The organism is Erwinia papayae, from assembly GCF_058241465.1.
Genome location: NZ_JBZCHT010000015.1, coordinates 60,410 through 85,130, shown reverse-complemented (window position 1 = coordinate 85,130; position 24,721 = coordinate 60,410). Strand labels below are relative to the sequence as shown.

Genomic DNA, 24,721 nt, shown 5'->3' with positions numbered 1-24,721 from the left:
ATGTATCTGCACATTGTCCCAAAACTTTTTCATCTAATGGCAAACAAATGTCATCTTGAATCAATAGTTATTCCTGAACTGGATTTCAGAATTGAAGGTGATGCACTGTCAACGGGCAGACCACACCCAAATAAAAATATCTGGGTTGGTATGCGGAAAGGAAGAAAGGCTATAAATGGTCTTTTACTAAAAACTGATAAACACTTCAAATCGTTTACTGCTGACTACCAGTGGCATATAGAAGATATGGGGATGATTAATCATCGCGTGACAACCTATATTGAAGATAATGAGTTTGATATGGTTTCACAGGACATAATGTTGAATGGTGGTTTCGATAAGTGGAAAAGCAGAGTTCATGAAGCCTATGAAAATTGGGCACCAGTCAGAGTTCAACCTAAAATGGAGTCCTTCGTAAATAAACCGGGTGAAGAAACACTCGATGTTTGGCAGGAGTACGATTGGGGTGATTTTCTGTTATCCAGAGAGGAAAGACTGTTACTGCATACCATTCAGTCCGAACGGCTAAATACTGATTTCTCTTTGTTCAGCCGACTGCCCTCGCCGGAGCAAGCAATTATTATATAAGGTGACTGTTATGGATTTCAGTAGTATTGATTTTACTCATGATTGTTACGTTGATTTGCATGTTGGTGATTACGGCTCATTGTCTGGCTTGTTTTTTACAGGTAAATCCGACTTGGCTATTCTTGAAAAGTTTTTTACCGATTCTCAAGACTGGCAAAACTCTTTTCAGCGAGAAGGTAGACAGTATGTGATGGGATTTGTTGATCCGGGTAATGTACAAATCATTACGTTTATGCAACATGCTTTCACAAAAGAAAAAGAACAGGCTGAAAGATTCTATTTGGATAATGGTTTTTACGAACAAACGCATGACTTCTTTGAAATATGGTTCGATAACGATGTCAGCGATGTACGAATCAGTTTCCCGCTTTTAGTGAAGGAGTGAGTGATGACAACTTTTCCCGATCATAAAATACTTGCCACAGATTTTGAAAAGTCGCTAAGTGCTTTTTGCAACCGGAGTCTGGAGAAGGATAAACAGGGTAAATACATTGATAAAAATACTCAGTATGCATGGAGTGAGTATTTGCGAATTAATTACATGAGTGTTCTTGGACATGGTTATGACAATAAAAATCCTCGTGGTATCAAATCACGGATGTGAATCCCTGATTGAATTTAATCCCGACAATGATTTGGTCAAAGTGATGAAGTCATTACGCACACCAGAAAACCGGATGGTGTGTATTCTCCAGGACGGTAAGAGGTTGCATCGCTGGGACAGGAGCTATGGTTCTGTACAAAAAAATCACTGGCGCAAAGTTGCCCCTGATAGCCTGGAGGTTTTGGGTTCTGTAGAGCATATCAGGCATGTAAACACGAATATGTAGAAAGTGGCTAAAAGAAGTCGAGGGATAATATTATGCAATATGCACTGTTTGATGTTGGAAATCGAAAGTTTCTACTTGATGCCAATGAGTTTAGTTTGTTGAAAGACTGGAAAGATAAGCCGATTGAAGAACTATCGGATTTTTGCGAATCTGAACACCCTTATTATTTATGTTACGGGGGGTATTTGTTAAACCCTGAAATGCCAGATGAAAACATTGATAGAAAGTTAAATTCAATGGAGAATTTTTGGTTGGCCGCTATTGATGACTATGGTCAGTACTGTCACCAGATTGCATTTTATTCAATCTTTCCATTTTCTGTTATCTCCATTGGGCATCAAAAAATCATTCCCTTTGCTGCGTTAATTAAATCGGATGAATGTATTGTTTCCAAAATTGCAGCGAAATCAGGTTTCGCGGTAACGGCATTTTTGCGGGTGACAGAATGGGATGTCGCAACCAATATCCTCAACCGGGAAGGCATTTTTGCTTTTAACGGAGTGGAAATGAGATTTAAGGAGCCGATCAATGAAGACAACTGGAAACGATTAATTTCAGAAGAAAGAGCTATTCGCTGCGCTAACAAATTAATTCGATGCAAAGGATAAATGAATGACGACTATCACAACGATCATTATCGGCACGACTGTTGTCGATTACAGAACAATGGAGGTTGATACTCCGCCATTTCCAGAGCATGACAGCGGTCACTACCTTGCTATTTCAGGGGAGGGAATGGTGTTTTCTGGTGAAAAATATGATGAAAATCGCCGTTGTCAGACAGGGGTTATCGAATCTCATTATGGTACAGCCGACTGGCAGCTTGTCCTTTCAGCTTATAAAGAATGGCTGGCTGATAAAGGTAAAACGTTCTCTTATTTGTTTGTTTTGCTGGGTGGTGAACTGGTTCATCATGAAATTAATGCGTCAGAATTAATTTAAGGAATACTTATGAGGCTTTTTATTGCAGAAAAACCGTCATTAGCTAAAGCGATTTTTGAAGGGTTAGGCGGCAATCCTAATATAGAAAAGAAAAACGGTTACTTTGAACATGGTTCCGATATTGTTACTTGGTGTTATGGTCATATGCTGGAGTTGTCCGACCCGCAGGACTACGACCCTAAATTTGCGGTATGGCGCTTCAGTGATTTAGAAGAAATGAAAACAGTATATCCGCCAACCTATAAAATAAAGCCTGAATCTGAGGCACAAACAGGCATTATCATTTCTCTTATTGATAAGGCTGACAGTATTGTACATGCTGGCGATCCTGATGATGAGGGGTGTTTACTGGTTGATGAAATCCTGGGTCATGCCGGGAATAAAAAACCTGTTGAGCGTTTGCTCATTTCTGATCTTAACCCTGCACCAGTACAAAAAGCGCTTGCGAATATGCAGCTTATGAAGCCTGGCGACAAGTTCAGTGGCATGACAAATAGTGCTCTGGCTCGCTCACTGTGTGATCAGAGCTTTGGCTATAAGCTGACGCGGGGCTGTACGTTGAAAGGCCGTGAGAAAGGTTATGAGGGCGTTCTTAACGTGGGGCGGGTGCAGAGCGCCGTTCTCGGCCTGGTGAATATGCGCACGCTGGCAAACCAGAATCATAGTGAGAGTTTTTACTATGATGTTTTTGCCTCACTTTCGATGAACGGAAATCAGGTAAAAGCGAAATATCAGACAACTGAAAGCGATCAGATCGACGACAAAAACCGTCTGATTTCAGAAGCCCAGGCGAAACATATTGCGGAACGTATCACAGGCAAAGAGGCCATCGTGACGATTGCCACCACCAAGCCGGAAAATACAAAACCCCCGATGCCGCTTAACCTTTCCACCCTGCAACAGATTTGTGCGAAACGTTACGGCTACAAGGCCAAAGAAACGCTCGATATCATGCAGGGCCTGTATGAAACACATAAGTTGCTGACCTATCCACGCACAGATAACCGTTACCTGTCCGACGAGCATTATTATCAGGCGGGTGATATCGCCATTGCTATCAGCGCAACGTTGCCGGAACTGACGACTGCGACCACAGAAATGAATAAGGAACTGAAGCACAAAGCCTTTAACGCAAGTAAGATTGAAGCTCATCACGCTATCGTACCGACCACGAAAAGCGGAGCCGGTGTTCAGTTAAGCGAGAAGGAAAAGAACGTATACCGTCTGGTTGCCACGCACTATATTGGCCTGTTCTGGCCTGATGCCATCCGTAACAAAACGAAGGTACATTTTGATATCAAAGGGGATACCTTTACCGCCACGCAGAGTGTCACGGTTCAGAAAGGCTGGGAAGCACTGGGGAGCGCGGAAAAAAGCGATGATGAAGTCACCGACGACACCGAACAGGCCGGATTTGATTTATCCTCGCTGAAATTTAGTGACACTGGCCTGTGTGAGTCCGGTTCCGTCGATATAAAACCAGCTTTACCGCCGAAGTATTTCACTGAATCAACGCTACTGGCGGCAATGACCCGCGCCGCGAAATTTATTGATGATCCGGTGTTGCGTAAAGCGCTGGAGGCCAAAGACGAGGGCAGCGAAGACCGTGGTAGTATTGGTACAGAAGCAACGAGAGCGGGGATTCTGGAAAAGCTGGCAGCAAATGCTGGGCTGATTTCCATCGAAAAAGAGAAAGGTTATTCAGAGCTTGTCTGGAAAACCACGAAACAGGGGCAGGAATTTTGCGCCGCCCTTCCCCATGAGGTTATTAAACCGGATATCTCTGCACAATGGGCCGAAAAACAGGCTCAGATTAAAGCCGGAGAAATGACCGTTGAAGATTTTGTTAATGAAACCGATAAGTACATCAGCGGATTAATTAGTGATCTGGGTAAAAATGGGATTAACATTTCTGCTAATGGCACCCCCTGCCCTGTCTGTAACAACGGTTTTTTGCGTAAGCGTAAGGGGCAGAATGGCTTTTTCTGGGGATGTTCCTGCTACCCTGAATGTAAGACAACGTTCCCTGACAAAGACGGCAGGCCGGATATGGACGCAAAATCTAGGGTTGAAGGTTCTATATCCCGGCTCAATGTCCCCTGCCCTTCATGCAGCAAAGAAATCCTGATCCGGCCAAAAGGATTTTTCTGTACCGGTTGTGAGTTCAAAATCTGGTCTGAGTTTTCCGGCAAGAAATTGACACAAAGTCAGGTAGAAACGGTGATAAAAAAAGGCAAATCCAGTGAGATTAAAGGGTTTACCAGCAAAGCCGGGAAAAAATTTGACGCTGTAGTTACCTTACAGGATAAATCTACAGGCAAACTTGGTTTTGAGTTCAGGAAAAAATAATTATTAAAAAGGCTTCCTTCAGGAAGCCTTTTTTTTCGAGTTGGAGGAACAGCCACGCGGGCACGTCAGCAAGCTGACGCACCACGCGCCCGGAAATCACGCGCTTCCCGTCGCCATGCGCCGGAAAGCCCGCTCACCGGGACAGGCTTAAATGGGCAGCTGTGCGGCGTTTAATTCCGTAGATGTTGGGCTTAGCAGTGAGAGGGATTTATTACGGCTGAAGCCGTAATGCTGTTTAAGTCCTCGCGCCGTAGCGCTGCGGGAGTCTCCGGCACTCCGTGCCTCCCATGCCCTACGGGCATAAAAAAACATTTTTTGATGAATTTTATCTTGTAAAAACACGTTATAACGTGTAATATTATTTGTATGGAAAGCGCGGTGCTTTCCCTAAAGGCCGAACGGCCAGGAGTTTTAAATGAATATTCAGGAAGCATTAAATGTATTTGGTTTATCCGGTGAATTAACCAAAGAAGAAATTAAGAAAGCCTACAAAAAGGCCTCACTGAAACATCATCCTGATCGGAATAAAGATAATCCGATTGCTGCGGAAATCATGAAAGCAATTAATTCGGCATTTGATTTTTTGATGGCTAATTTCGAAAAGGTTAATCAATACCAGTCAACTGATGATAATGCACGTTATGACTATGGCGAGGAGTTAGAGCAAGTATTAACAGAATTAAATAATCTTCCAGATATTATTTTTGAGGTTATTGGTAATTGGGTTTGGATCTCTGGCGATACCAAGACGCATAAAGAAGCATTAAAAGCGTTAGGGTGTAAATGGGCGTCGCAGAAAAAACAATGGTTTTATCGCCCGGAGGAACATAAATCCAGCCGCAATCGTAAAGAGCATTCAATGGATGAAATCCGTGAAATGTATGGCACTTACGGCCAGCGTAAGGCCGATGGACGTAAATCGGTAGAACGCCGCGCCTGATTGCCGCAGGGGGCATGTAAGCCCCCTTCTTTTGACGTTGCAGGGGGATGATATGGAAAAAACATTTTTTTCACGCTATGAAGCTGTTTTTAACCGGGTTTGTACGTTCCTGGGCGATGGTTGGAAGATAGACAGACGTACAGAAGATGCATACCGGATAAACCTAGTCAATCCAGCCTTTCGGCATTATTCCATCTTTGCACGTATTGAAAAAGACCGGATTCATTTAACTGGCGGCGTCCGGTCTCGGTCTGCGCGTAGTTCTGGCGGTTACTCAGCTTGCACAGTATCCCCAATGCGCGACCCCTGGGGAATTGCTCAGGATATACGCCGTAAGATCTTACCTGATGCAGAAAAGCAAATCGCGTATTTCGAAGCTGACCGAGCCGGAGCACAAAAGATTCAGGATGATCGGCGGATTTTAATCAACCTGGTCGGGCAGCTGGTCGAGGTACAAAACTATGGTGGTTACTATGATGTGCTGTGTCATATCAAAACGCCTGGAGGGATTTCGGGTGATGTGTGTGAGATGTACGGTAAAGCGTATCGGCTTAAACTGGGCGATCTCAGCAAAGACCAGCTAATCAAAGTGATTGGATTTTTATCAACACTGGGGCGCTGACAGTGAGCCGTGGGGGATGCCCCGCGGCCCACTGTTTGGGTGCTCTGCTTCAGGAGCATAGGAGCATGAAAGATTTGTTTTTTGCGAGGCGTCGGGGCGAAACGGCCCGGATTTCTCAGTCACTGGCGGTACAAAGTGACGGTATCAAGTATCGGCTTCAATATCTGGTGCTTGATCGGACGAACCCGACGAAAGCAGAACGGGCATCCGGGGCGAAAGAAGAGCGTATCGAGGTACTTAATCAGGAGTTTTACCTTAACGTTGGCGACTTTATCCGGGTAAGCGACTTTCCGTTACCAAAACTGACACGTGAATTTATTCGTTTTCTAGAGGAGTCTCAGGAACATGGATCTGAAAGCTGATTACAGGGGTGAACTGGCACAGCGTACGCGGGTGTTTCTGAACCGCACACAAAAAGAAATGGCTGCGTTGTTCGGTCTGTCTCTGCGCTCCTGGCAGGATAAAGAGCAGAATACTAATCGCGTATCAGTCAGTGAAACATATATGCTTTTGCTGTTGCTGAATGAGCATCCTGACTACCAGTTATTGCCACGCATTGATGATGCGAAGACTCCCGCTCAGGAGGCAGCAAAAATAGCTGTGGAGTTGGCGCAATGCCTGACTGAGCGTATACAGCTTCCATCAAAAGTGGTTGAGCTGGAAAATGCTCTTGATGCGGCAATCCTGGCGTTTAGGGAGGATTTTGTAGCTGATATGGATAACGGGCAAGGTGACTTGTCTCCGGTGGCTGTATTATCTAAAGAACTGGAAAAGGCCAGAAATCGAATCACTTATCTGGAGTCCGATAACAGCAAATTGCGGGCTGAACTGGCTAAAAAAACCTGTTAATCAGGCTCCCTTCGGCTCCCCGCTCACAGGCCGGGTCGTTTGCCACACTTCGCTAACCTGATGGCATTTGCTATCAGGCAAGCTACGCCGAATCCGTTCACGGTTTCGGGCTATCGCTAGTGTCAGATAGCAAAGACCAACCTGTAAGTTCACAGAACCGCGCCTGTAGGCTCAAGGGGCCGCCCGCGTCCCCTTTCCCCAACACCCGGACAAATCACGTCCTGTGCGTCGCTGAAGCGCCACACAGCCCGCTCAGCCGGGCGGGCCGGACGCAATGAAGCCCCGGTGCTGCCGGAACGACCAAAAACCGGCTTAGTAGTGAGAGGGATTTATTACGGCTGAAGCCGTAATGCCGTCTAAGTCCTCGCGCCGTAGCGCTGCGGGGGGTCTCCGGCACTCCGTGCCTCCCATGCCCTGCGGGCATAAAAAAAGAGTTTTTTTGATGAATTTCATCTTGATAAAACACGTTATAACGTGTAATATTGTTTACATGGAAGGCGCGGTGCTTTCCCTGAAGGCCGAACGGCCAGGAGCTACAAATGAAAATCCAAAAAATCGCAGACGTTAAAAAAGAAGCACATATAGCTATCACTCACTTCCAGACCGGAAAAATCACCAAACTCGACCTTTATGCTAAAGGTGTCGAATTGACTCTCAAATTTAATGATTTGATGGATAACGCAGCATCTGATCCTACATATTATTTAGCTAAAGATACTGCTGAGCTGCTCCACGTAATTAAGCATTTTTCCTGTTAAATATATAGGGGGAGTAATCCCCCTAATAAGCCTCTGGTTAATTTTAATTAATATCAAATCTGAGAGATAAAAGATGGAATTAACAGCAATTGCTTCTTTAAAACGTAATGTCAAGTTCTGGATTGAACGATGTGGCTGTAATGACAAACAAATTATCGCAAATATTAAAGGCTGGTATAACTTCGCTTATTCACCAAGCGAACAAGAAAAAGCAAAGGAGGAAATTCTAAAAAGTTTTATGAAAGATTAATCTTGGGGTGGTATCAGGTTGCGCTAACAACCTGATACCGCATGACAAAGTAATTATTGGAGTAATCATTATGTCAATGAACAAAATTGTAAACATCGCAGATGCACTTGTAAAGGGCTGGGAGGTAAAGATCCCTGCGATGAAAGCTCATGAATGGGATGAGTTACGATGGTGGTTAGAGCACCTTAGAGGGTATGCGCACTAACTAAACTGGCGGGAGAAATCCCGTCTACTACGGCATTGGTTGTTCTGTTTTTGTGCGCTATAATTATGCACATAATTTATGTGCAGGAGGTTGTAATGAGAACCAACGTAGCTGAAAAAAAACGCAGTACTAACGTGTACTTAAATGCTGGTTTGCTTGAAGAGGCCAAAGAGCTGGACTTAAACGTTTCTGCGATATCTAACCAGGCGCTGGAAGTGGCCGTCAAGGAACGCAAGCGTGAACGCTGGATCGCAGAAAACCGGGTTGGTATCGAGGCGTTAAACAGCTTTGTAGAAGAGACCGGGCTTTTTTCAGATGATGAAAATTTCGGGGTGATTTAGTGAAACAGTTTGCAGTTTACAAAAATAAATCCCGGAACAAACAGGCGTACCCGTACTTTATTGATGTGCAGGCAGATATGCTTGCACATCTTAATACTCGCCTGGTTATGCCTTTAACACCGAAGGCTAACTCTAATTCACAGGTAAAAGCGTTAACGCCGGTTATTACAATCGAACAGGTCGATTATGTAGTGCTAGCTACCATGATAACGACAACGGATGTAAAAAACCTGAAAGCTGAAGATGCGGTTATGGATGCTTCACATTTACGTGATCAACTGGTTTCTGCAATTGATATGATGATTTTAGGTATTTAAAATAAAGAGGAATAATTATATGTGCTCAGATAAAAAATTACATTAACGTTAGAACTAGACCAGAATGTAGCATGGGCGCTGGCGCAGTTCTGCAAGCGTACAACGCATCAGGATTGCGCTGAACGTTCCACCTCAGAAGATGAAGCGTATCTGATGATGGATGGCGTAAATGCTGTTATGCGCGAGCTGGCTGAGTCCGGGATTAGCCCCAGATAACTGAGAAGGGAAAAAACAGTGAAAAGCTGCTTTCGAAGTTAGTATGGTTCGCCTGTTCACGCTGAAATGATGTACAATTGACCGTAGTTAATAATCCAAGTTTACCCTCCTGAGCTTCGCCCCGAATGGGGCGTTAGTCATCCGTTAGGCTGCAAAAAATCTGTGATATTTTATGGTCCGCCGCAGCTGCTGCGCGTAAAATGCTGGAGAAATCCGTCCTCGATGCATGGTGCTAGGATCGGTATTACTGGCACTCCGGGTGTGGCTGTGATGGTTGGCCGTAAGACTGGCGAGCAGTGCGCAGCCTGTCCGGTGATGCGCTTAGCGCATGGAGGCGCGGAACGGCTCTGAAATAGTGCTCTGTTGTGAAAACCGCGCCTGAACCCGGCGCAGCCGGTTACGATCACTGAAAGTGAGCAGATACGCCCCTCCTCCCTGCAAAGCCATAACGGGCTTACAGCGATGTTACTGCTGAGTTAAGGCCGAAGCCCCGGTGAGCGGTCAGGACGGCGCTTTTCGACGTTCTGAGCGTGATTTCCGGGGTCTTAACGGCTGTGACCAGCGGGAACTGACGTTTAGAGACTTATTGAGTTATAAATGAAGCGATGAATTTAGCGGGCGTAATGCCCGCTATGGTGGTTATTTTGAGGGGGATTTTTCTTGCGAACTAATGATCATGTTGAGATCGGATATTGTAGATTTTGCCGCGCTATAGACAGCAAATATAGCAGAACCTGACAATAATAGGGAAAAGGCAAGTGTACATGCGAGAATAATATTTAGTCTTCTGCTTTTTGGGTCGGCTAGCTCGAAATTTGCAATTCTCTTTTGTAACCCGTTAACCTTATCTTCAAGTTCGGAAAATACACTAACAGCGTGTTCATCCAGAGTTTGTTTTACTGAATTTTTCAGATCAACTAAAACCGCCTCTTTTTTTTGCTCAATGCTTTCACTCAGTTTTGAGGCGGTTTTCTCCGCCTCTTCGACTGCATTAGCAATAGTTTCGATTGAACCTGCTGTTGCCTGATTGATAGCTTCTGGAAGTGATTTTATATTGTCGTGAAGTACGCCTAAATCACCTATCAGCTCAATCAGGAGAGCATCACGCGCCGTTTTAGGTGCTCTGATTTCATCCTGCATGAATACTCCTTAAAGACTAAAAGAGGTTGGCGTAAACATCGTCAAGGTTGCGCTTTACGCCTTTAGCAAGTGATTTGAGGCCAAACATATCAGCCCATGCGTTTCTGTCTTTCGCGCTGGCCTCTTTATTTTTAAGGAGCGCTTTATAATCTGTGCTATCTGCAAGCAGAGCATCGACGGTCAGACCCTTAATAGATAAAGCATCAAAGATTTCATTTTCATAAATCGCACACTCTTTATTTAAAGAAAACGATTTTTCTTTTTTATGGCGTGCAATGATGAATGGAAATTCATCATCAACATCCACATCAACGCGATTAAAGACCACTTTCACTTTATCAGCAGGGATACCAATACTTGCGAGCGTATCCAGCATTTGAATTGTTTCTTTTTGCTCTTTGGTTCCAGATGTTACGGGGATAACGAAATAATCAAATTCCTCATGGGAATCATCAAATTTAATCATGTTATTCATGAAGTCTTCAATGTTTGATGCACCAATATCAATTATTGCGTCGTCTTCTAACATTATTTTCTTGAACAGTTCACGGAATTTGTCGCCGTTCATTTTTTCAACATCAATCCCCAAGCCTTCGGCTGTTTCATTGATGGATTCAATGGCGAAAATGGTAGCGCCATTCATGCGTGGTGATAACAGATGCGCTGCCACGGTTGTTTTTCCAACGGTGCCAGTATAGTTAAGAATTGCTACTTTCATCTTCTTCTCCTGCTGAATTTTGAAGTTCTTCTAAGTCGATGGATTGCGATCTAAGTTTCTTCAGGTCGCCTGGATTTCTGATCGCCTTTCTCGGCTGTTCTACCGCTCGTCCATCACTTGATTTCGTTTGCTCAGGTTCGGCTTTGTTCACTGGTGGTACTTTCGTTACCCGTTCTATTTCACTGAGGCAGTATTTTTTTACATACCGGGTGAACTGCGGGTAACTCATTTCTAAATCAGGGTACGACTCAAAAATCATTTTCTGAGTTTCGCCAAGTGAAAGACGACTTTTGATCTCGTCCAGCCGTGGCAGGAATTGACTTCTCCCCTGTCTAGGTTGTTTACGCCAGTCTGACATGTTCTACCCCATGTGTTGAGAATGGCTCCATTTTAATCGGTTATCTGCACTTAATGCAATGTAGTGCAAGCTAATGCAACAACTTAACCTTGCAATGCAATCTAATGCAATGCAGTGCAACTGTCAACGGTTTTTGTGAAATTTAATGCAACTCTGTGCAATTCAGTGAAACCTCAGTTCTACAACAGAGGCACGTTACCGACTGTATACAAATGCCTGGCGGCCTTTGCATACAGTCGCGTGCCAAAGGGGATACCCCTTTGAAACCCCGCATGGCGGGAACATCGTCACCAGTTCAGGTAGGTCACTATGGCTGCTAAACAGAAGAAAGAAATTGTTGTTTCGTTGCGTATTACTCCTGACGAGTTTTCGCCATTTGAAAAGCAAATAAAAGAATCCCAACTCAGCCGTTCAGCATTTTTCAGAAAGCTGGTATTGGATAAACAAGGCTCAATAAACATTGAGGTAAAAGATACCCGCCAATTATTATACCTCTTTAATAAGTCCAGCAATAATATAAATCAACTTGCGTTAAAGGTTAATGTTGCTCATAAAAATGGTACTATATCTGACAGGAAGTATACTTTGTTTTTGAATGCCCTCCTCAATATCGAAGCGCTTATGAAAAAGGCGGTGGAAGATGCTGATTAGATGTAAAGGGTATAATTCCGGAGTAAAAGAATATCTGGAGGAAGGTCAAAAGTCTGGTCGAGAGTTTACACGCGATGAACTTGATGAACGTATCATTCTTGATGGTAATCTCGATCTAACCGAAATGATTTATAAAAGCATTCCAGATAAAGGACAAGATCGTTATCTGACCTTTACTCTGTCTTTTAAGGAAGAACAGATTGATGAGGGGAAATTATCCGAAATCACACGGGAATTTAAATCATTCCTGATGAAGTCGTATACATCTGAAGAATATAACTTCTATGCTGAAGCACACATTCCAAAAATTAAAACAATGAAAGACCGTAAGACTGGTGAATCGGTTGATAGAAAACCACATATTCATATTGTTATACCCAGAAAGAATTTACTTTCCGGTAATGAAATGAATCCTGTAGGAAGTTATAAGCAAAATGAAAAATACCTTGAGGCTTTTCAGGAGTTCATAAACCAAAAATATATTCTGGAATCCCCGCGAGAAAACATGCGTTTGACACCTACAGGATATGCGGACATGTTATCTCGTTATAAAGGGGATGAATTCCGAGCTAAGAATAAAGAATTTAAATTTAAAATACTTCAGCAGATTCACGATAAAGGGATAAGGACACGTCAATCATTTTATGATTTGGTCGCTGAATATGGTGAAGCGAGAATAAGAAATGCTGGCAAGGAAAATGAATATATTGCGGTTAAACTCGATGGTGATAAGAAATTTACCAATCTGAAAGAAACGATTTTCAGTGATGAGTTTATTGTAAACAGAAAGACTGCCCTGCCCCCGCTTGAACAAAATATTATCAATAGGCGATTTTCTGAATGGGAGCGACGGTCTGCTGAAATTAAATATATTGATAAAATATCTTCGGAAAGGTTCAGGCATAAATACTATGAATCCGATGATAAAACTAAATCAGACTTGTTAAATGGCTGTGTAAATAAATTTTACGAAGAAAATAGAGGTTCTAATGGCATACGAGGTGAATGGAAGGGAAATAGTCAGCGAGGTTTTGCTCAAGCTGAAAGAGGAAGTACTTCCTCATTTACCCATAGCTTGCAAGACCTGTCCAATGGCGATGTGGCAGGTGCATGGAGAGGGAAAAGAAATAAAGGCGTATTGTCGGGTGATGCACGTTTACACATGGCAGACCAGCAAACCCACGGAAATTCTGGATTGCGACGCACTCTATCAGACAGAAGAGGAGGAAGAAGAATAATCCGGAAGTTACAGACGCCCTACCCTGTAATTCCACGTCTGAAGAACCGTATCCCTACGTTGATTGACATTAAACGGAGAGGCGATGCCCTTTTCCCGGCAGGTTCTATTACTGGCAAGCAAGCGGTTGTTCCCTTTCAGAAATCTATTAATGCAAACGTAAATACATCTTCCCTGTCGGCCTGGCTTATCCGCCGCATAAGTGAGCAACCAGTTAGCCAAAACGTCAGCAAGCTACTCAAAACAATAGATCGTGACTTCTATGACATCCGAAGGGAGGTACTTGGCGATAAACGATTCAGCTATGAAGAGAAAAACCAACTGATTTCAGTCATGCATTTTGAGCGACTGAAAAGGAAAGATGCCGTCTTGAATAAAAATGAGGAATATAACATGGGGAGTAAAGAAATACGGGATATGCTCAGGAATGATGGTAATAAACCCGCTGGGTTTACTATCAGCGGTCCGGAGCTGGAAGAAAAACAGGATACAAAAGGCCGTTTTGCGCGAGTGATCGATAAACTGCGTAATCCTGTTAACTACTCGAAAGTTGCGGAAGAGTCGAGGAAAGCTGTTGAAAAGCAGCTCGACGCCAGCAACTTATATACAAAGCGAACCCGCAAAGGTCATGTTCATTATCTCGACAAAACCAGTGATAAAACATTGTTTGTCGATACAGGCAAGCTGATTACAATGCGGAAAAATGGCCTGAGCAGTGACAGTGTGGCCGTAGCGCTGGAGCTGGCTCAAGGACGGTTCGGCAGCACTCTCAATATCAAAGGTTCGCAGAAGTTTAAAGACATGGTTGTAAACGTTGTCGCTGAAAAAGGGCTGGATATCCATTTTACTGATAAAAGAATGAATGAAGCCCTTGAACTTCGTCGCGCAGAGCTGCTGAAAGCGAGAGAACAGCAATCCCGCAGCAGTGACACTGCATTTACCATTGGTGGTGCTGAACGCACTGTCAGCCGGGAAAATATCGCGGTTGCTAAGGAAGAAGAGCAGTCCGCGCAAGCTGGTTCAGGGAATATTGATGATGAGCCGTTATACCGTTCGGTTAATCATCTTGAAGGTAAAATTGTTAAGCACGGAGCCGCGCCATACCTTCATAAGGAAGGTAACAGCGACAGTTACTATATTGTTCTAAAAGATAAAGAAGGCCAGGAATCGACACAGTGGGGGGTTGGCCTGAAAGATGCCCTCAAGGGATTCCGGAGAGGTCAGGAAATCGCTCTGGATCTGAAAGAGTCAAAACCTGTTCAGGTCAGGGTCCGGGATGAGCAGGGCAAGTTTTCCACTCGTGAAGCTGTTAAGAACGTCTGGGAGGCTACCCGTCTTGATGGACCGCAACCAAAGAACCCGAAATTGAGTGATGTTGCCCGTCAAAACAGGGTTGTTAACGATCCGGATCTATCCTCTTAAACCGCGATAATACATTGATTTTAGGCCGGGTCGTTGCCTGGCCTTTTTTGTGAGTTTGATCGTTGTTCTCAAGTTTGTACTTGATTGCGGCCATACTCATGTTCTATTCTGTGACAATGAGACGTATCGCGGAGGAGTGTAAATATGCCTCAAATCATCCTTAGCCGCAGAGTAGTCAGTGTCTCGGAGTTCAGAAAAAACCCGATAGAGTGCGTAAACTCAGGGAATGGAGAGCCTCTGGCGATTATGAGCTACAACGAACCAGCATTTTACTGCATCCCAGCAAAGGAATATGGCGAGTTGCTGCAAGAGCTTGAAGACGCAAAAAGTAAGCTTAAAGCAGTTAGTAACTGATTGAAGAAAAGGATCTTTGGTTGATCCTTTCATTATGTTTAACGATCATGAACCTCATTAAAAGTGAGACTAATAGCGTTAAAACAAGTAGTTAGAAGTACAGCCTTATCACAGCTGAATTGATCCGCTTGATGGATCGTGCTAGATTACGCTGGTTTACGAATTCTTACGGGTGGGACGTTCCCGGTAATAGCGTCTAGGGATGGGGGAACAGGCAAATGCCTAACCCCTGAATGCAAAAACCCCCCGAATATCTCTCGAACTTGCCGGGACGAAGATAATCAGGGGGCCAAAAGCAGGCGGCGTGCCTGTGAAGGATTATAGCAAATGTATAATCACATACAACCCCTTTGCACCGGCATAAGTGCGGACGGGTGTGAATAGTGCGAAAACACTAGCGCTTACAGCGTACCGACAAGTCAAAAATCCTTTCCCTAAGTTCGTTGCGCCGAAGAGAAAAGGCAGCAATGAGGAGAAAGCGACACTACCGTTTAACAAGAAGCTCATGGCTAAGGCTGAGGGTTTCACCAGACGTTACGACTTTACTCTCCATGTAGCATTTGCCCGTTCGCAGGGTAAGCGCTTCCGTATGCCGCCAGTTCTACGACTACGGGCTATCGAGGCGTTGCTACAGGGTATCTGCTACCACTACGATCCGCTTATAAACCGTGTTAATGCATCGTTAACGACAATTGCGATGGAGTGCGGTCTTGCGACGGAAACAAAGAAAAGTGGACTCTCTATTACCCGTGCTACCCGTGCGCTGCGCTCGCTGGCCGAAGATTTCGGTCTGGTCACTTACTCCGAAAAAACGTTTGATCCGGAGATCGGCTGTTACATGCCGACTGACATCACGTTTACCGGAGCTTTTTTTGAGGCGCTGGACGTATCCCCTGAAGCGGTAGCTGCTGCCCGCAATGGCCGTGCCGAGTGGAAGAACAAGCAGCGCGAACGGCGCGGCCACTCTCGCCTCGATATCGGAGATCTGATTAGCCAGGGCTGGAGAAAGTTCCACTCCCGCTTTAAAGAGAACCGCCTGAAACGTAAGGCCGAGGGTGAAGAACGCACCCGCGCCTTACGTGACGCCGAGCGCTCACGGAAGGAAGTAGAACAATCCGTTCGCGCTCAGGTTAACCGCGAAATCCGTCAGGGCAAACACATGAGTCTCACATTCTCCAGCATCAAGGAGCTGATTGCCGAGCGCGTCAGGATGCGCATGGTCAAATCGCGACGGTATACTTCCCGGCTATCGCCCAGCTAGCTCCCTTGTTTTTGTACTCCGATTTGTTTCGGAGGTATTGGCTCGCCCCTACCCTCTAACTGCTTAAATAACGCTCACCCCTTCGCCCATACTCCAGTCACCTCAGCAATTTTTAGCGCTGGTTGTCGCTGAAATGGTCAAAATATCTCTGCCTTTGATGTCGATTTATCGTTATACACATTTAACTGCAAGAGGCGATCTTCAGTCAGTGCTATCCGAAGTGTCTACAAACTGCCACTAGTCTTTTAAAAATCCTTTAAGATCCCTATTTCTTTTAAAGTAAATAACTTATTCGGCGGCTGTCCTGTGGACAGCTTATAATGCCCGCCCTTACAGCGAGCTGCGCTCGCGTCGGTTCGGAAATCGCTACGCTCAAAGTTAGCACCCGCTAAAGCGGGCAAAAACAGACCCGAAATGTGCAATTAAGCCTCTAAACGTCTGCTCCCGCTGGTCACAGCCGTTAAGACCCCGGAAATCACGCTCAGAACGTCGCAAAGCGCCATTCTGACCGCTCACCGGGGCTTCGGCCTTAACTCAGCGGTAAACATCGCTCTAAGCCCGTTATGGCTTTGCAGGGAGGGGGTTGGGGCAGTGACCACACAGCAGCGTGCGTGGACGTGCTGCCGTGGCTCTGGTCAGATACGGTGGTAGTGGGTGCATTATCCCCGTTCAGGGAAGCAAGGCCCGGCGGTTTGCATCCTGTACCTTATTTCAGGTTCGGTGTGCCGCCTTCTATGCGCTACGCGCATGAAAAACAAAGATGCCAGCATTTTTTGAGCTTCAGCTGCGGCCGGCAACCTGATTTTGCTGTCGTTTCTTCCAGTCCGGATGGGATGGCCAGTTTAATTCTGACAGCAAAAAGTGTCGGTTGATAAAATCGTGAGTTTCGGAAATGTCGGCGGTTCCGGCGCAGAACCTAATCTGTCAATGGTCTTTCGGAACTTTAACTATACCGTCAGCGATCCCCTGGGCTATCAGTTCCATTATCCGGGCAAAACGTAAAAATCCACTGTACTGCTGACAGATGTAGTCCATCTGGATCTTGGATGAGCTGTCCATTACTTGTTTGAAAGCATCCATATAATCGTAGCACCCGTGTAACAGCTGTTCGTCACCGATAACTGATACAGGAAAGCTATTGGCATAGTCATGGATTAACTTAGCCAGCTGACGTTGTTCTGCGCTTAACGTAATCACTCTTGGATCTCCAGAAATTTTACCGGATAAAGTCTACCCTGGCTGAGATAAAATAAAAGCCGCGAAAGCGGCCTGTGCATTTGATGTATAACGTTATACACTAAAATAATATTTGAATTGATGGTCCGAGAATTATGATTTATCTATATTGGTGTATAACGTTATACAACTTTATTGCTGAAAGGTATTTGCCAGACTAACGTACAAAAATTTTCGATCTCCAAACTTACCCCTGACTGGAGTGGCAAATCAACGCAAGGAATGAGCCTTGTTGCGGCATATCGCAAAATGGTTCACCTTGAGCCATTTTATCAACCATCAGGACAACCCAGCCTACCGCCAGAGCCAGTAACAGTATTTTCATCATTTCTTTTTTATTTGACGACATACAGCTTCCTGTTTAGTGTATAACGTTACACATTGTTTTAGATGGCGTGTCAGTTTTCCTCTTTATGATGTGCAACGTTATACATCGTTATTTTTTTACAGGCTTTCGCCCGGTTCTTGGCCGGTTAAACTCTGCTTCACGGATCAGATCTGCCCGCTGTTCCTCCCCCATCATATCCAGTGCCTTAAGCCCCGCCCGGACAACGCTGATACGCATGGCGTGATTTTCTTCGCTGTACTGGTCAAGCCTGGCTATGTCCTCTTCCAGTAGCGGAAAATTCACCCTTGTGATCACACTGCCCGATGCCGGACGATGGCTGGTTTCGCTGACCAGCTCCCGCAGCGTTTTATTCTCGTCGATATTTTGCAGTGCCGGGCTGATTTTCAGTTTTGTGGTACGTTTACTCATAACTCCCCTTATAGTGTATAACGATATACACTATTTAATTATGCGGCTAACAGTTCCAGCTCACGAAGCAGCAGCTCAATCTCACCCCGCGCCAGATTCCCGCGACGGTCATTATATTCATGTACCGATAATCCCTCGTTGTAGGCCCGTTTGTACGGCTTGCGCAGGTAGAGCCGCTGCCGGGCTACCGGAAGCCAGTTCTCCTGATCGGCCTCGATGTCCCGCCTGAAATTGGAGGCGTCTTCATCTGCCGGGTGAGTATCGCAGCGGTTCATGACCAGCACGGCTTTCAGCGTTTTGTTTACCGATGCCTGGTACTGGCGAACATCGGCGACAACCAGGCCCAGCGTATTGATCTCAATCTGGGAGGAGGGGTCAAGGAGCGAGATAAACAAATCGGCCACGGCCAGGCATTTGCTGAACTCTGGTGAACGGCGTCCCGGAGCATCAAGCAGCACGAAGTCATATTTTTTGTCCAGCTTACGCGCCATTGCCGGGATATCGTGATAGCACTCATAGTAGTCCACATCCGGAACGGTTCCCTGTGAGCGGCGCTCGTCCAGCCAGTCTTTCACGCTGTGCTGGTCGTCGCACTCAAGCGCAGCAACACGTTTACCGCTCTTCAGGATCAGACACATCAGGATATGAATATAGATGGTGGATTTACCCACTCCGCCTTTATGACTGCCAACGAGAATAATCATAGTGCCTCACTAATAATGTATAACATTATACACCGTTATCATCTGTGCGAATTCTTTCGCACCCCGTCTGGTACAGTTATAGCTCATTATTCTCATAGTTGTAAATAGTGTATAACGTTACACACGATTATTTTTTTGTGTTCAGCAGCGCCGCCGCTTCCTCCCGATCCATGCCGAACCGCACGGCGTAGCGTCCGGCTACCTCTGCTTCCAGAGCCAGTACGTCAAGATAGATTTGTGTGCTCTTGAAATCCCGGTGTCCCAGCAGTTTCTTCAGCGTCAGTGCCTCAATACCGCACCAGAGCAGATGCATGGAGAAGCTGTGCCGGAAGGTATGCGGAGTGACGGGGATTGAGAACCGCACACCCTCACGCTCACAGCGCGTTACAGCGTCACGGAGCCAGTTACGGATCGTGTCGTCTGTTACAGGCCATATGCGTTTTGTCCTGAACCTACAGAACGTGTCCAGGTGATCGCGCAGCCGCAGCGTGAATCCCTCGTCAAACAGAGGTACGTCGCGCAGCGTGTCCTTTGGTGGTCGCCCCGGCTTGCCCTGCTGCTTGAGCGTCATGAGCGACACGAACGGGCGCGACGGCCAGCGCTCCCCGGTGTGAACATCCTCCGGGGTGAGGGCCAGCGCCTCACTCAGCCTCGCGCCGGTATTCCACAGCAGATCAAAGAACATCCGCTTACGCAGATCGGTAAATCCCTGTGCCAGCAGGACGGTAATTTCCGGCTCCAGCAGGTATTTCGGTTTCCCGGCCTGTCGGCTCGCCAGCTGGCGAACGGCGAGCGCCAGCTCAAAATCAATCCGGGGCGTGGCGATGCGGCAGACAGTGCTGTGTGAAATCTGCGAAATTGCGGTAGGGTGACTGCTCAATTTTTTAAATCTCCGCGCTCTGGCATTACGTGAAAACAGTAACGTAATGATAGGGGAGGGGGCCGGGAGAGTCGCGGAGAAAAACCCGGCTTAAAGATGATCGGGTATTCGGGGAAACTTCCATTTTCGGGATAAAAGCAGATTACCCGGACAAGGGCAGGGCGGGAACAACCCCCCCTGATTAATCGGCTCCCTGTCCGGTCCGGGCCGCGCCATTGTAGCACTGGCGCGTGACGCAGCGGCGACGGCTGCAAGGGAAAATCTTCTTCAGTGAAGCTGAATGAATCCGCTTGCGGTCGCGTCACCGGCAGCAGCTGGCCAGCGTCCTGAAGCGACTTTCCGTGAGGAAGTGAAATAAGTAAAAACAGCCACTTAGTAAAACAAGCCGAAAATAAAAGTTGGTCAGAAAATCTGAACGGACGAGGGCAGGGGGCGCAGTTCGGTAAACCACCCGTAAAACCGAATCCGGGTGAACGGCAAAAGAAAATCGCCTGGATTCGGCTTCCGTCAGCACCATCTGTAAACGGCTTTCTTCACCAGTAGCAAAAAACTGGCAACGGCGAAAAGGATAACTGACCCAGGAAAAGCATACATCATAAAATCAGCAAGATAATTAAGAATGTCGCTACGTATTCCTTCTCAATTACCGGAATATATTGGGGAGTATGTTTTCTGCAAGCATCACTATACCCAACAGGATACACGATAATACACATATCCATCCCGTCACAAGCACCAGACTTAATTCTTTATCATTTAAATCCATCATTATTTACCCCATATTTTTCTCTGGCGGCTAAAAATTCTTTGGCGTCTAAACTTACAATGTCCATAAAACTTAATGAGCGCCCGTTATACCAGAGATTATCATCATGGCATACGGCCACATCTGAATAAACAAGCGGCTGCAACTTACCGTTATTAAGAATATAGCCATTACCATCAGATCCACAAAGAAAGCCACTGGTTTCAGATACTTTAATGGGTTCACCTGCATTGATTAGCGGTATTCCCGTTGCTGAAGCAGTTGTACTGGCAACTATAACCAGCAGGGGGAGGAGATTTTTTTTAACTGTTTTATACATCGCTGATTTCCTTAACCAATAATGCGTCCAGACCACGGGTAGCCAGGATAACTGTTTTAGGCGGCGCGGTCTTCTCATACGTTTTGTACGTACGCAGGCATACACCTAATTCTTCTGCTGCCCGCTCCTGTGTCCAGTTGTACCCACGTCTCCAGATACGCAGTTCGAATCCTGTCATATGCCAGCGACCTTAACTTTAATGCCTACTCCATATCATACAAAAAAAGTGCAAATAATGCACTTTTCAGCGTTTTAAATTTTGTGTTCTGAAGTGGTATTCGGCACATCCGGCAGCAGATGAAGGGAAGAATATCCGGGGGTAGATGGTAACGTGTCCGTCCTGAGACAGCATTGTTCCAGCAGGGGTGGCAGACCGCTGATATCCCCGGTAAGGCGGATTTCCATTGGCGTTATCAGCTCCCCTTTCTCTGAGAAAGAGGAGTGGAGACGGGATTTTTGGGTGTAAATTGCTGAGATTTCAGTTCCCGTACTCCAGTCGATGTCCCATTCATCATCAGACAAAAGATGATCCTGCCATCCCATCGTGCGGAGGGTGTCTATCATGCAGGTAAATCGGAAAAGTGTACTCTGACTGGCAAGTCTGCCTGAACTTGCCAGCCAGACGTATTCTATCTTGCTGTACAGCCGCGCATCCGGGCCGTATCGCTTACCTTCGTTCTGTAGCCAGATTATGTCCTGTGCCAGTGTTTTCGGGAACAGCTTGCGTTTCTGGGCCGTGGACAGCCACTGCATGATGAACATATGCGTTGCCAGTGAAGAACGCGCTTTGCCCTCCCGTCGTGCAAGACTGACGGCAACAAGGATGCACCAGGCCAGGTGCGCAAGTTCGCTATCGGGGCGTTTGGTGAGTAAAGCAGTCAAAAAAGCTCCATTACAGTACTGGATTGATCAGGGAAAGATTAACGTGGAATTCAGCGAGGATGGCAACAGGCGCGGGCGCAGAACCGATTTTTCGCAGGGTCGGCAACCGGGCCTTGTTGCAGGAATTACACCTTTCCAGTGGATTTGATTTTTTTAAAGTTCAGTGCTGAAACAATCAATGTGCCAGCTGCCAGTAATAGCGCCATTATAAAAAGGATAATTCCGTTACGAAATGACTTAACTTTTCCACTTAATGCATGGTTACTGAGATAGTCGTCATAAATGAAAAAAGGTTTCTTGAAAATAACGAATCTTAACTGTCCCAGCTCCGCTCCGGCTGCAAAACACTCCCTGCCGCATTTTTCAGCAGGAATATTATCCAGCATAACTAATGCTTTATCCTTCTGATTATTACTCATCAGGTAATGAAGTACAGCCATTTTTTTATCAGTTGATGTAAAGTCCGTGTGAAGTAACGACAGCATAAGTTGTGCATCTGACTTTGTTGTTTTATGTTGCTTGTCTCTGGCATAAAAATACCAGTCAGCGATAAATGCGTTTTCTTTATTTTTACTGTACAGGGTGTCGATGTTTACACGACCTTTTGATTTATCATAGATAAGGGCGTTATATATCTGCTCTGCCATTTGAGCATTAACAGGCGTATAGTAGCTTTTATCTATTGTTTTAGTATACCAGTCAATACTTAAATCGGCTGGTTTCCCTTTATTATTGTATGATGTGGTTTCCTGATAGTTATAATTACCGAAGCTGTCCTTCCATGCCAGAAATGCATGGCCGGGGGCGTAAACAATATAACCTTCCATACCTTTCATTCTCATTGCATCGATCATCAGATAGGTGTTGGTGTCGCAGTCAGAACGATGAATGGCATAGTTATTGGATACTTCCACGCTTGGCGTGTAATAGAAATTGTCATGAAGACGTTCGTTAGCGCAGGCTACATAAGCCGCAGTTCCTTCATCTGTATTTTGCCAGGAACATGTAGCGTTGACGCTTTTCAGGTACTGACTGACGTTGCTCAGGGCGTTACGCATGGTTTCTTGCGTGGTTATGCCGTAATCCAGGTCCATTTTTATCAAACGGTGGGTGAGATATTGCCCGTCATACGCAGAACTTACATGTGTTGTGCCGGAGTAACGGTTGTGGAATTCTTCTTCATTATTGTTGTCGTCGTGTAATGTACCAAAAAGGGCGAGAAAAGAAGCCCAGAACAAAAACAAAGAGACTACTGCAGCAGCGAATGTTGCAAGACCCCAGCCCAGCCACTTACTGATAAATTTTATAACATCATCCATTATAGATTTGCTCTCTGTAACCTTCCTTTAAGTGTTGATATTTTAACATATTGCCTGGGCTATACCGAAAAGAAAGAAGAGCGGGAGAAGGGATTGATGTTGAAGTTGAGACGTAAAAAAAACCGACTGGTAATCGGGTTTTTTACTTTCTGGTCCGGATCTGGTGCTCTGGCTGGAGTGGAGTAACATATCTGAAGTTCAAAGACGTTTTTTTTAAGTACTATCAAGACCTGCATCTTCATTAAGATACAAACTTAATGGGTATCATAATGATAAATGTTGTACCTACGTTTATTTGAGACTTGGCTCTTATTTTACCCTTTAAAACATATACATGGCTTTTTATTATGGTCAGTCCAAGTCCCAGGCCTTGTTTAGTATCCTTTTCCGCACCTTGGTTGAAGGGTTTGTATAAGTAATTGAGTTTATTGATATTAAAACCGCAGCCATTGTCTTTAACAACAATAAAAAGTTTTTTGTTTAGTATCTTTATTGATATAACTATTGTGCCATTTAAAGTGTTCTTATTTGCATTATCTAAAAGATTAACAATCACGCTTGATATTTTTTGTTTGTCTGAAATTAACTTCTTTTTAAATGTTGATTTATGAATTATAAGTTTATTTTTATTATTGATGTTGTTTGCGCTAGATAGTGCTTCATATACTATTTCGTCGATGGAAAATGATGTTTCTCGCACGCTTACATTTCCCATTTCAAATTTTGAATACTCTAGTATATCTTTGGTTTTAATCACCAGTTTATTAGCGTGACTAGTTATTTTACTTATCATTGTCTTATTGCATTTTTCATTATCATGTGAAATTATATCTGATGCCATAATAATTGCTTGGATAGATGTGGATAGTTCATGGTAAATACTTGATATAAATATATTTTTTTCTTTAACGACTCTCTTTAAATTTATAAAAGAACCTAATAAAATTGTAATGATGATAAAAAATAGAGTCAAGCAGATGATAGCTAGTATTTCTGTCTGACTTGTATTGTCCTGAATTATTGTTTTTGTTTCGTTAAAGTTATAAATCTGTATTCTATATATAATTTCCTGCAAGTCTATAAGGTTTGGTTCCATTTTATCTAAAAAATTAAGAAGATCATTATTGGTTATTTTTTTGATTGGCATCTCTGCATATAAAGTATCTAGGTGCAAACTTTGATTTTTTAAAATAGATATTTTATTTAAGAAATCTGCGTCATAGAAAAAAGAGTTGCTATGATTGGATTTGCTTTCTAAAATTTTAATTTTAGAATCGAATATTTTTTTCTTAATAATAAAGCTTCGGTTCCCAGATTCTACATCATAAAATAAAGAATTCTTCATTCTTTCGAATGAGATAAATAGCACCTCAGCAGCAGAGTAATTATCTAGATTGGGTTCTATATCTTTATATCTTTCTTTTATTTCATTGAAGCTTTTCAATGTCATACTAACAGCTATAATGAAAATAATTATCAGGCTAAAAAACAGAGTTGCTAGTTTTTTCAT

General features: G+C 44.6%; 31 protein-coding genes. 19 read left to right on the top strand and 12 right to left on the bottom strand.

Going from position 1 to position 24,721, the window contains the following annotated elements; all coding sequences use genetic code 11:
- From AC3RPL_RS26705 to AC3RPL_RS26635, 15 genes are all read left to right on the top strand, one after another.
- Complete coding sequence (locus AC3RPL_RS26705) at nt 1-588, top strand: DUF6012 family protein (protein WP_490742181.1); 588 nt, start codon at nt 1-3, stop codon at nt 586-588.
- A gap of 10 nt (nt 589-598) precedes the next feature.
- On the top strand, nt 599-973 hold the full coding sequence (locus AC3RPL_RS26700) for a hypothetical protein (RefSeq protein WP_490742180.1): 375 nt from the start codon (nt 599-601) through the stop codon (nt 971-973).
- Between the two features lie 3 nt (nt 974-976).
- On the top strand, nt 977-1,192 hold the full coding sequence (locus AC3RPL_RS26695; protein ID WP_490742179.1) for a hypothetical protein: 216 nt from the start codon (nt 977-979) through the stop codon (nt 1,190-1,192).
- Between the two features lie 258 nt (nt 1,193-1,450).
- Nucleotides 1,451-2,026 carry a DNA topoisomerase III gene (locus tag AC3RPL_RS26690; protein ID WP_490742178.1) on the top strand — a complete coding sequence of 192 codons (576 nt, stop codon included), beginning with the start codon at nt 1,451-1,453 and terminating at the stop codon, nt 2,024-2,026.
- Nucleotides 2,027-2,030: 4 nt separating this feature from the next.
- Nucleotides 2,031-2,360 (top strand): hypothetical protein, encoded by a 330-nt coding sequence (locus AC3RPL_RS26685; RefSeq protein ID WP_490742177.1) that lies wholly within the window; start codon nt 2,031-2,033, stop codon nt 2,358-2,360.
- Nucleotides 2,361-2,369: 9 nt separating this feature from the next.
- Entirely contained in the window at nt 2,370-4,709 is a 2,340-nt protein-coding gene (locus tag AC3RPL_RS26680; RefSeq protein ID WP_490742176.1) for a type IA DNA topoisomerase, read from the top strand.
- Between the two features lie 415 nt (nt 4,710-5,124).
- The gene (locus AC3RPL_RS26675) at nt 5,125-5,649 is read left to right on the top strand and encodes a J domain-containing protein (protein ID WP_490742175.1); all 525 of its coding nucleotides are present in this window, start codon (nt 5,125-5,127) and stop codon (nt 5,647-5,649) included.
- Between the two features lie 52 nt (nt 5,650-5,701).
- Complete coding sequence (locus tag AC3RPL_RS26670; protein ID WP_490742174.1) at nt 5,702-6,271, top strand: hypothetical protein; 570 nt, start codon at nt 5,702-5,704, stop codon at nt 6,269-6,271.
- Between the two features lie 65 nt (nt 6,272-6,336).
- Entirely contained in the window at nt 6,337-6,633 is a 297-nt protein-coding gene (locus AC3RPL_RS26665) for a hypothetical protein (protein ID WP_490742173.1), read from the top strand.
- Nucleotides 6,617-7,120 (top strand): hypothetical protein, encoded by a 504-nt coding sequence (locus tag AC3RPL_RS26660; RefSeq protein WP_490742172.1) that lies wholly within the window; start codon nt 6,617-6,619, stop codon nt 7,118-7,120. The genes AC3RPL_RS26665 and AC3RPL_RS26660 overlap by 17 nt, the downstream gene beginning before the upstream one ends.
- A 539-nt stretch (nt 7,121-7,659) precedes the next feature.
- Complete coding sequence (locus AC3RPL_RS26655) at nt 7,660-7,878, top strand: hypothetical protein (RefSeq protein WP_490742171.1); 219 nt, start codon at nt 7,660-7,662, stop codon at nt 7,876-7,878.
- 73 nt (nt 7,879-7,951) lie between these two features.
- Nucleotides 7,952-8,128 carry a hypothetical protein gene (locus AC3RPL_RS26650; protein ID WP_006122538.1) on the top strand — a complete coding sequence of 59 codons (177 nt, stop codon included), beginning with the start codon at nt 7,952-7,954 and terminating at the stop codon, nt 8,126-8,128.
- Nucleotides 8,129-8,428: 300 nt separating this feature from the next.
- Nucleotides 8,429-8,674, top strand: a complete 246-nt coding sequence (locus AC3RPL_RS26645; protein WP_490742169.1) for a type II toxin-antitoxin system CcdA family antitoxin — start codon at nt 8,429-8,431, stop codon at nt 8,672-8,674.
- Nucleotides 8,674-8,991, top strand: a complete 318-nt coding sequence (locus AC3RPL_RS26640; RefSeq protein ID WP_490742168.1) for a CcdB family protein — start codon at nt 8,674-8,676, stop codon at nt 8,989-8,991. Before AC3RPL_RS26645 ends, AC3RPL_RS26640 begins: the two co-directional genes overlap by 1 nt.
- Nucleotides 8,992-9,027: 36 nt before the next feature.
- A complete protein-coding gene (locus AC3RPL_RS26635; RefSeq protein WP_490742208.1) occupies nt 9,028-9,207 on the top strand; it encodes a DUF7706 family protein in 180 nt (59 codons plus the stop codon).
- A 639-nt stretch (nt 9,208-9,846) separates the two neighbouring features.
- On the opposite strand, the gene AC3RPL_RS26630 is transcribed toward AC3RPL_RS26635, so the two are convergent.
- From AC3RPL_RS26630 to AC3RPL_RS26620, 3 genes are read right to left on the bottom strand one after another with little or no spacing between them, the layout of a single operon-like run.
- Nucleotides 9,847-10,347 (bottom strand): hypothetical protein, encoded by a 501-nt coding sequence (locus tag AC3RPL_RS26630; RefSeq protein ID WP_490742167.1) that lies wholly within the window; start codon nt 10,345-10,347, stop codon nt 9,847-9,849.
- A gap of 16 nt (nt 10,348-10,363) precedes the next feature.
- Entirely contained in the window at nt 10,364-11,065 is a 702-nt protein-coding gene (gene stbB / locus AC3RPL_RS26625; RefSeq protein WP_490742206.1) for a StbB family protein, read from the bottom strand.
- Nucleotides 11,046-11,423, bottom strand: a complete 378-nt coding sequence (locus tag AC3RPL_RS26620; RefSeq protein WP_490742164.1) for a hypothetical protein — start codon at nt 11,421-11,423, stop codon at nt 11,046-11,048. The genes stbB and AC3RPL_RS26620 overlap by 20 nt, the downstream gene beginning before the upstream one ends.
- A 309-nt stretch (nt 11,424-11,732) precedes the next feature.
- On the opposite strand from AC3RPL_RS26620, the gene AC3RPL_RS26615 reads away from it, so the two are divergent.
- The 4 genes from AC3RPL_RS26615 (at nt 11,733) to repA (ending at nt 16,348) form a co-directional block, all read left to right on the top strand.
- A complete protein-coding gene (locus AC3RPL_RS26615; protein ID WP_137273499.1) occupies nt 11,733-12,074 on the top strand; it encodes a plasmid mobilization protein in 342 nt (113 codons plus the stop codon).
- Nucleotides 12,064-14,733 carry an LPD7 domain-containing protein gene (locus AC3RPL_RS26610; RefSeq protein WP_490742205.1) on the top strand — a complete coding sequence of 890 codons (2,670 nt, stop codon included), beginning with the start codon at nt 12,064-12,066 and terminating at the stop codon, nt 14,731-14,733. Before AC3RPL_RS26615 ends, AC3RPL_RS26610 begins: the two co-directional genes overlap by 11 nt.
- Nucleotides 14,734-14,877: 144 nt before the next feature.
- Nucleotides 14,878-15,087, top strand: a complete 210-nt coding sequence (locus tag AC3RPL_RS26605) for a type II toxin-antitoxin system Phd/YefM family antitoxin (RefSeq protein ID WP_490742162.1) — start codon at nt 14,878-14,880, stop codon at nt 15,085-15,087.
- Between the two features lie 376 nt (nt 15,088-15,463).
- A complete protein-coding gene (gene repA / locus AC3RPL_RS26600; RefSeq protein WP_490742161.1) occupies nt 15,464-16,348 on the top strand; it encodes a plasmid replication initiator RepA in 885 nt (294 codons plus the stop codon).
- Nucleotides 16,349-17,272: 924 nt separating this feature from the next.
- Here repA and AC3RPL_RS26595 read toward each other — a convergent pair.
- The 9 genes from AC3RPL_RS26595 to AC3RPL_RS26555 all read right to left on the bottom strand — a co-directional run bounded on the left by AC3RPL_RS26595 (nt 17,273) and on the right by AC3RPL_RS26555 (nt 24,721).
- Nucleotides 17,273-17,545, bottom strand: a complete 273-nt coding sequence (locus AC3RPL_RS26595) for an arylsulfatase regulator (RefSeq protein ID WP_490742160.1) — start codon at nt 17,543-17,545, stop codon at nt 17,273-17,275.
- 226 nt (nt 17,546-17,771) lie between these two features.
- Entirely contained in the window at nt 17,772-17,933 is a 162-nt protein-coding gene (locus AC3RPL_RS26590) for a hypothetical protein (RefSeq protein ID WP_490742159.1), read from the bottom strand.
- Between the two features lie 87 nt (nt 17,934-18,020).
- Nucleotides 18,021-18,341 (bottom strand): hypothetical protein, encoded by a 321-nt coding sequence (locus AC3RPL_RS26585; protein WP_006122554.1) that lies wholly within the window; start codon nt 18,339-18,341, stop codon nt 18,021-18,023.
- Between the two features lie 38 nt (nt 18,342-18,379).
- On the bottom strand, nt 18,380-19,045 hold the full coding sequence (locus AC3RPL_RS26580; protein ID WP_476408766.1) for a division plane positioning ATPase MipZ: 666 nt from the start codon (nt 19,043-19,045) through the stop codon (nt 18,380-18,382).
- 127 nt (nt 19,046-19,172) lie between these two features.
- A complete protein-coding gene (locus AC3RPL_RS26575) occupies nt 19,173-19,925 on the bottom strand; it encodes a tyrosine-type recombinase/integrase (RefSeq protein ID WP_490742158.1) in 753 nt (250 codons plus the stop codon).
- Between the two features lie 752 nt (nt 19,926-20,677).
- Nucleotides 20,678-21,010 carry a hypothetical protein gene (locus AC3RPL_RS26570; RefSeq protein WP_490742157.1) on the bottom strand — a complete coding sequence of 111 codons (333 nt, stop codon included), beginning with the start codon at nt 21,008-21,010 and terminating at the stop codon, nt 20,678-20,680.
- Between the two features lie 252 nt (nt 21,011-21,262).
- Nucleotides 21,263-21,892, bottom strand: a complete 630-nt coding sequence (locus AC3RPL_RS26565) for a DUF2913 family protein (RefSeq protein WP_490742156.1) — start codon at nt 21,890-21,892, stop codon at nt 21,263-21,265.
- A gap of 125 nt (nt 21,893-22,017) precedes the next feature.
- A complete protein-coding gene (locus tag AC3RPL_RS26560) occupies nt 22,018-23,211 on the bottom strand; it encodes a hypothetical protein (protein WP_490742155.1) in 1,194 nt (397 codons plus the stop codon).
- Nucleotides 23,212-23,452: 241 nt separating this feature from the next.
- On the bottom strand, nt 23,453-24,721 hold the full coding sequence (locus AC3RPL_RS26555; protein WP_490742154.1) for a sensor histidine kinase: 1,269 nt from the start codon (nt 24,719-24,721) through the stop codon (nt 23,453-23,455).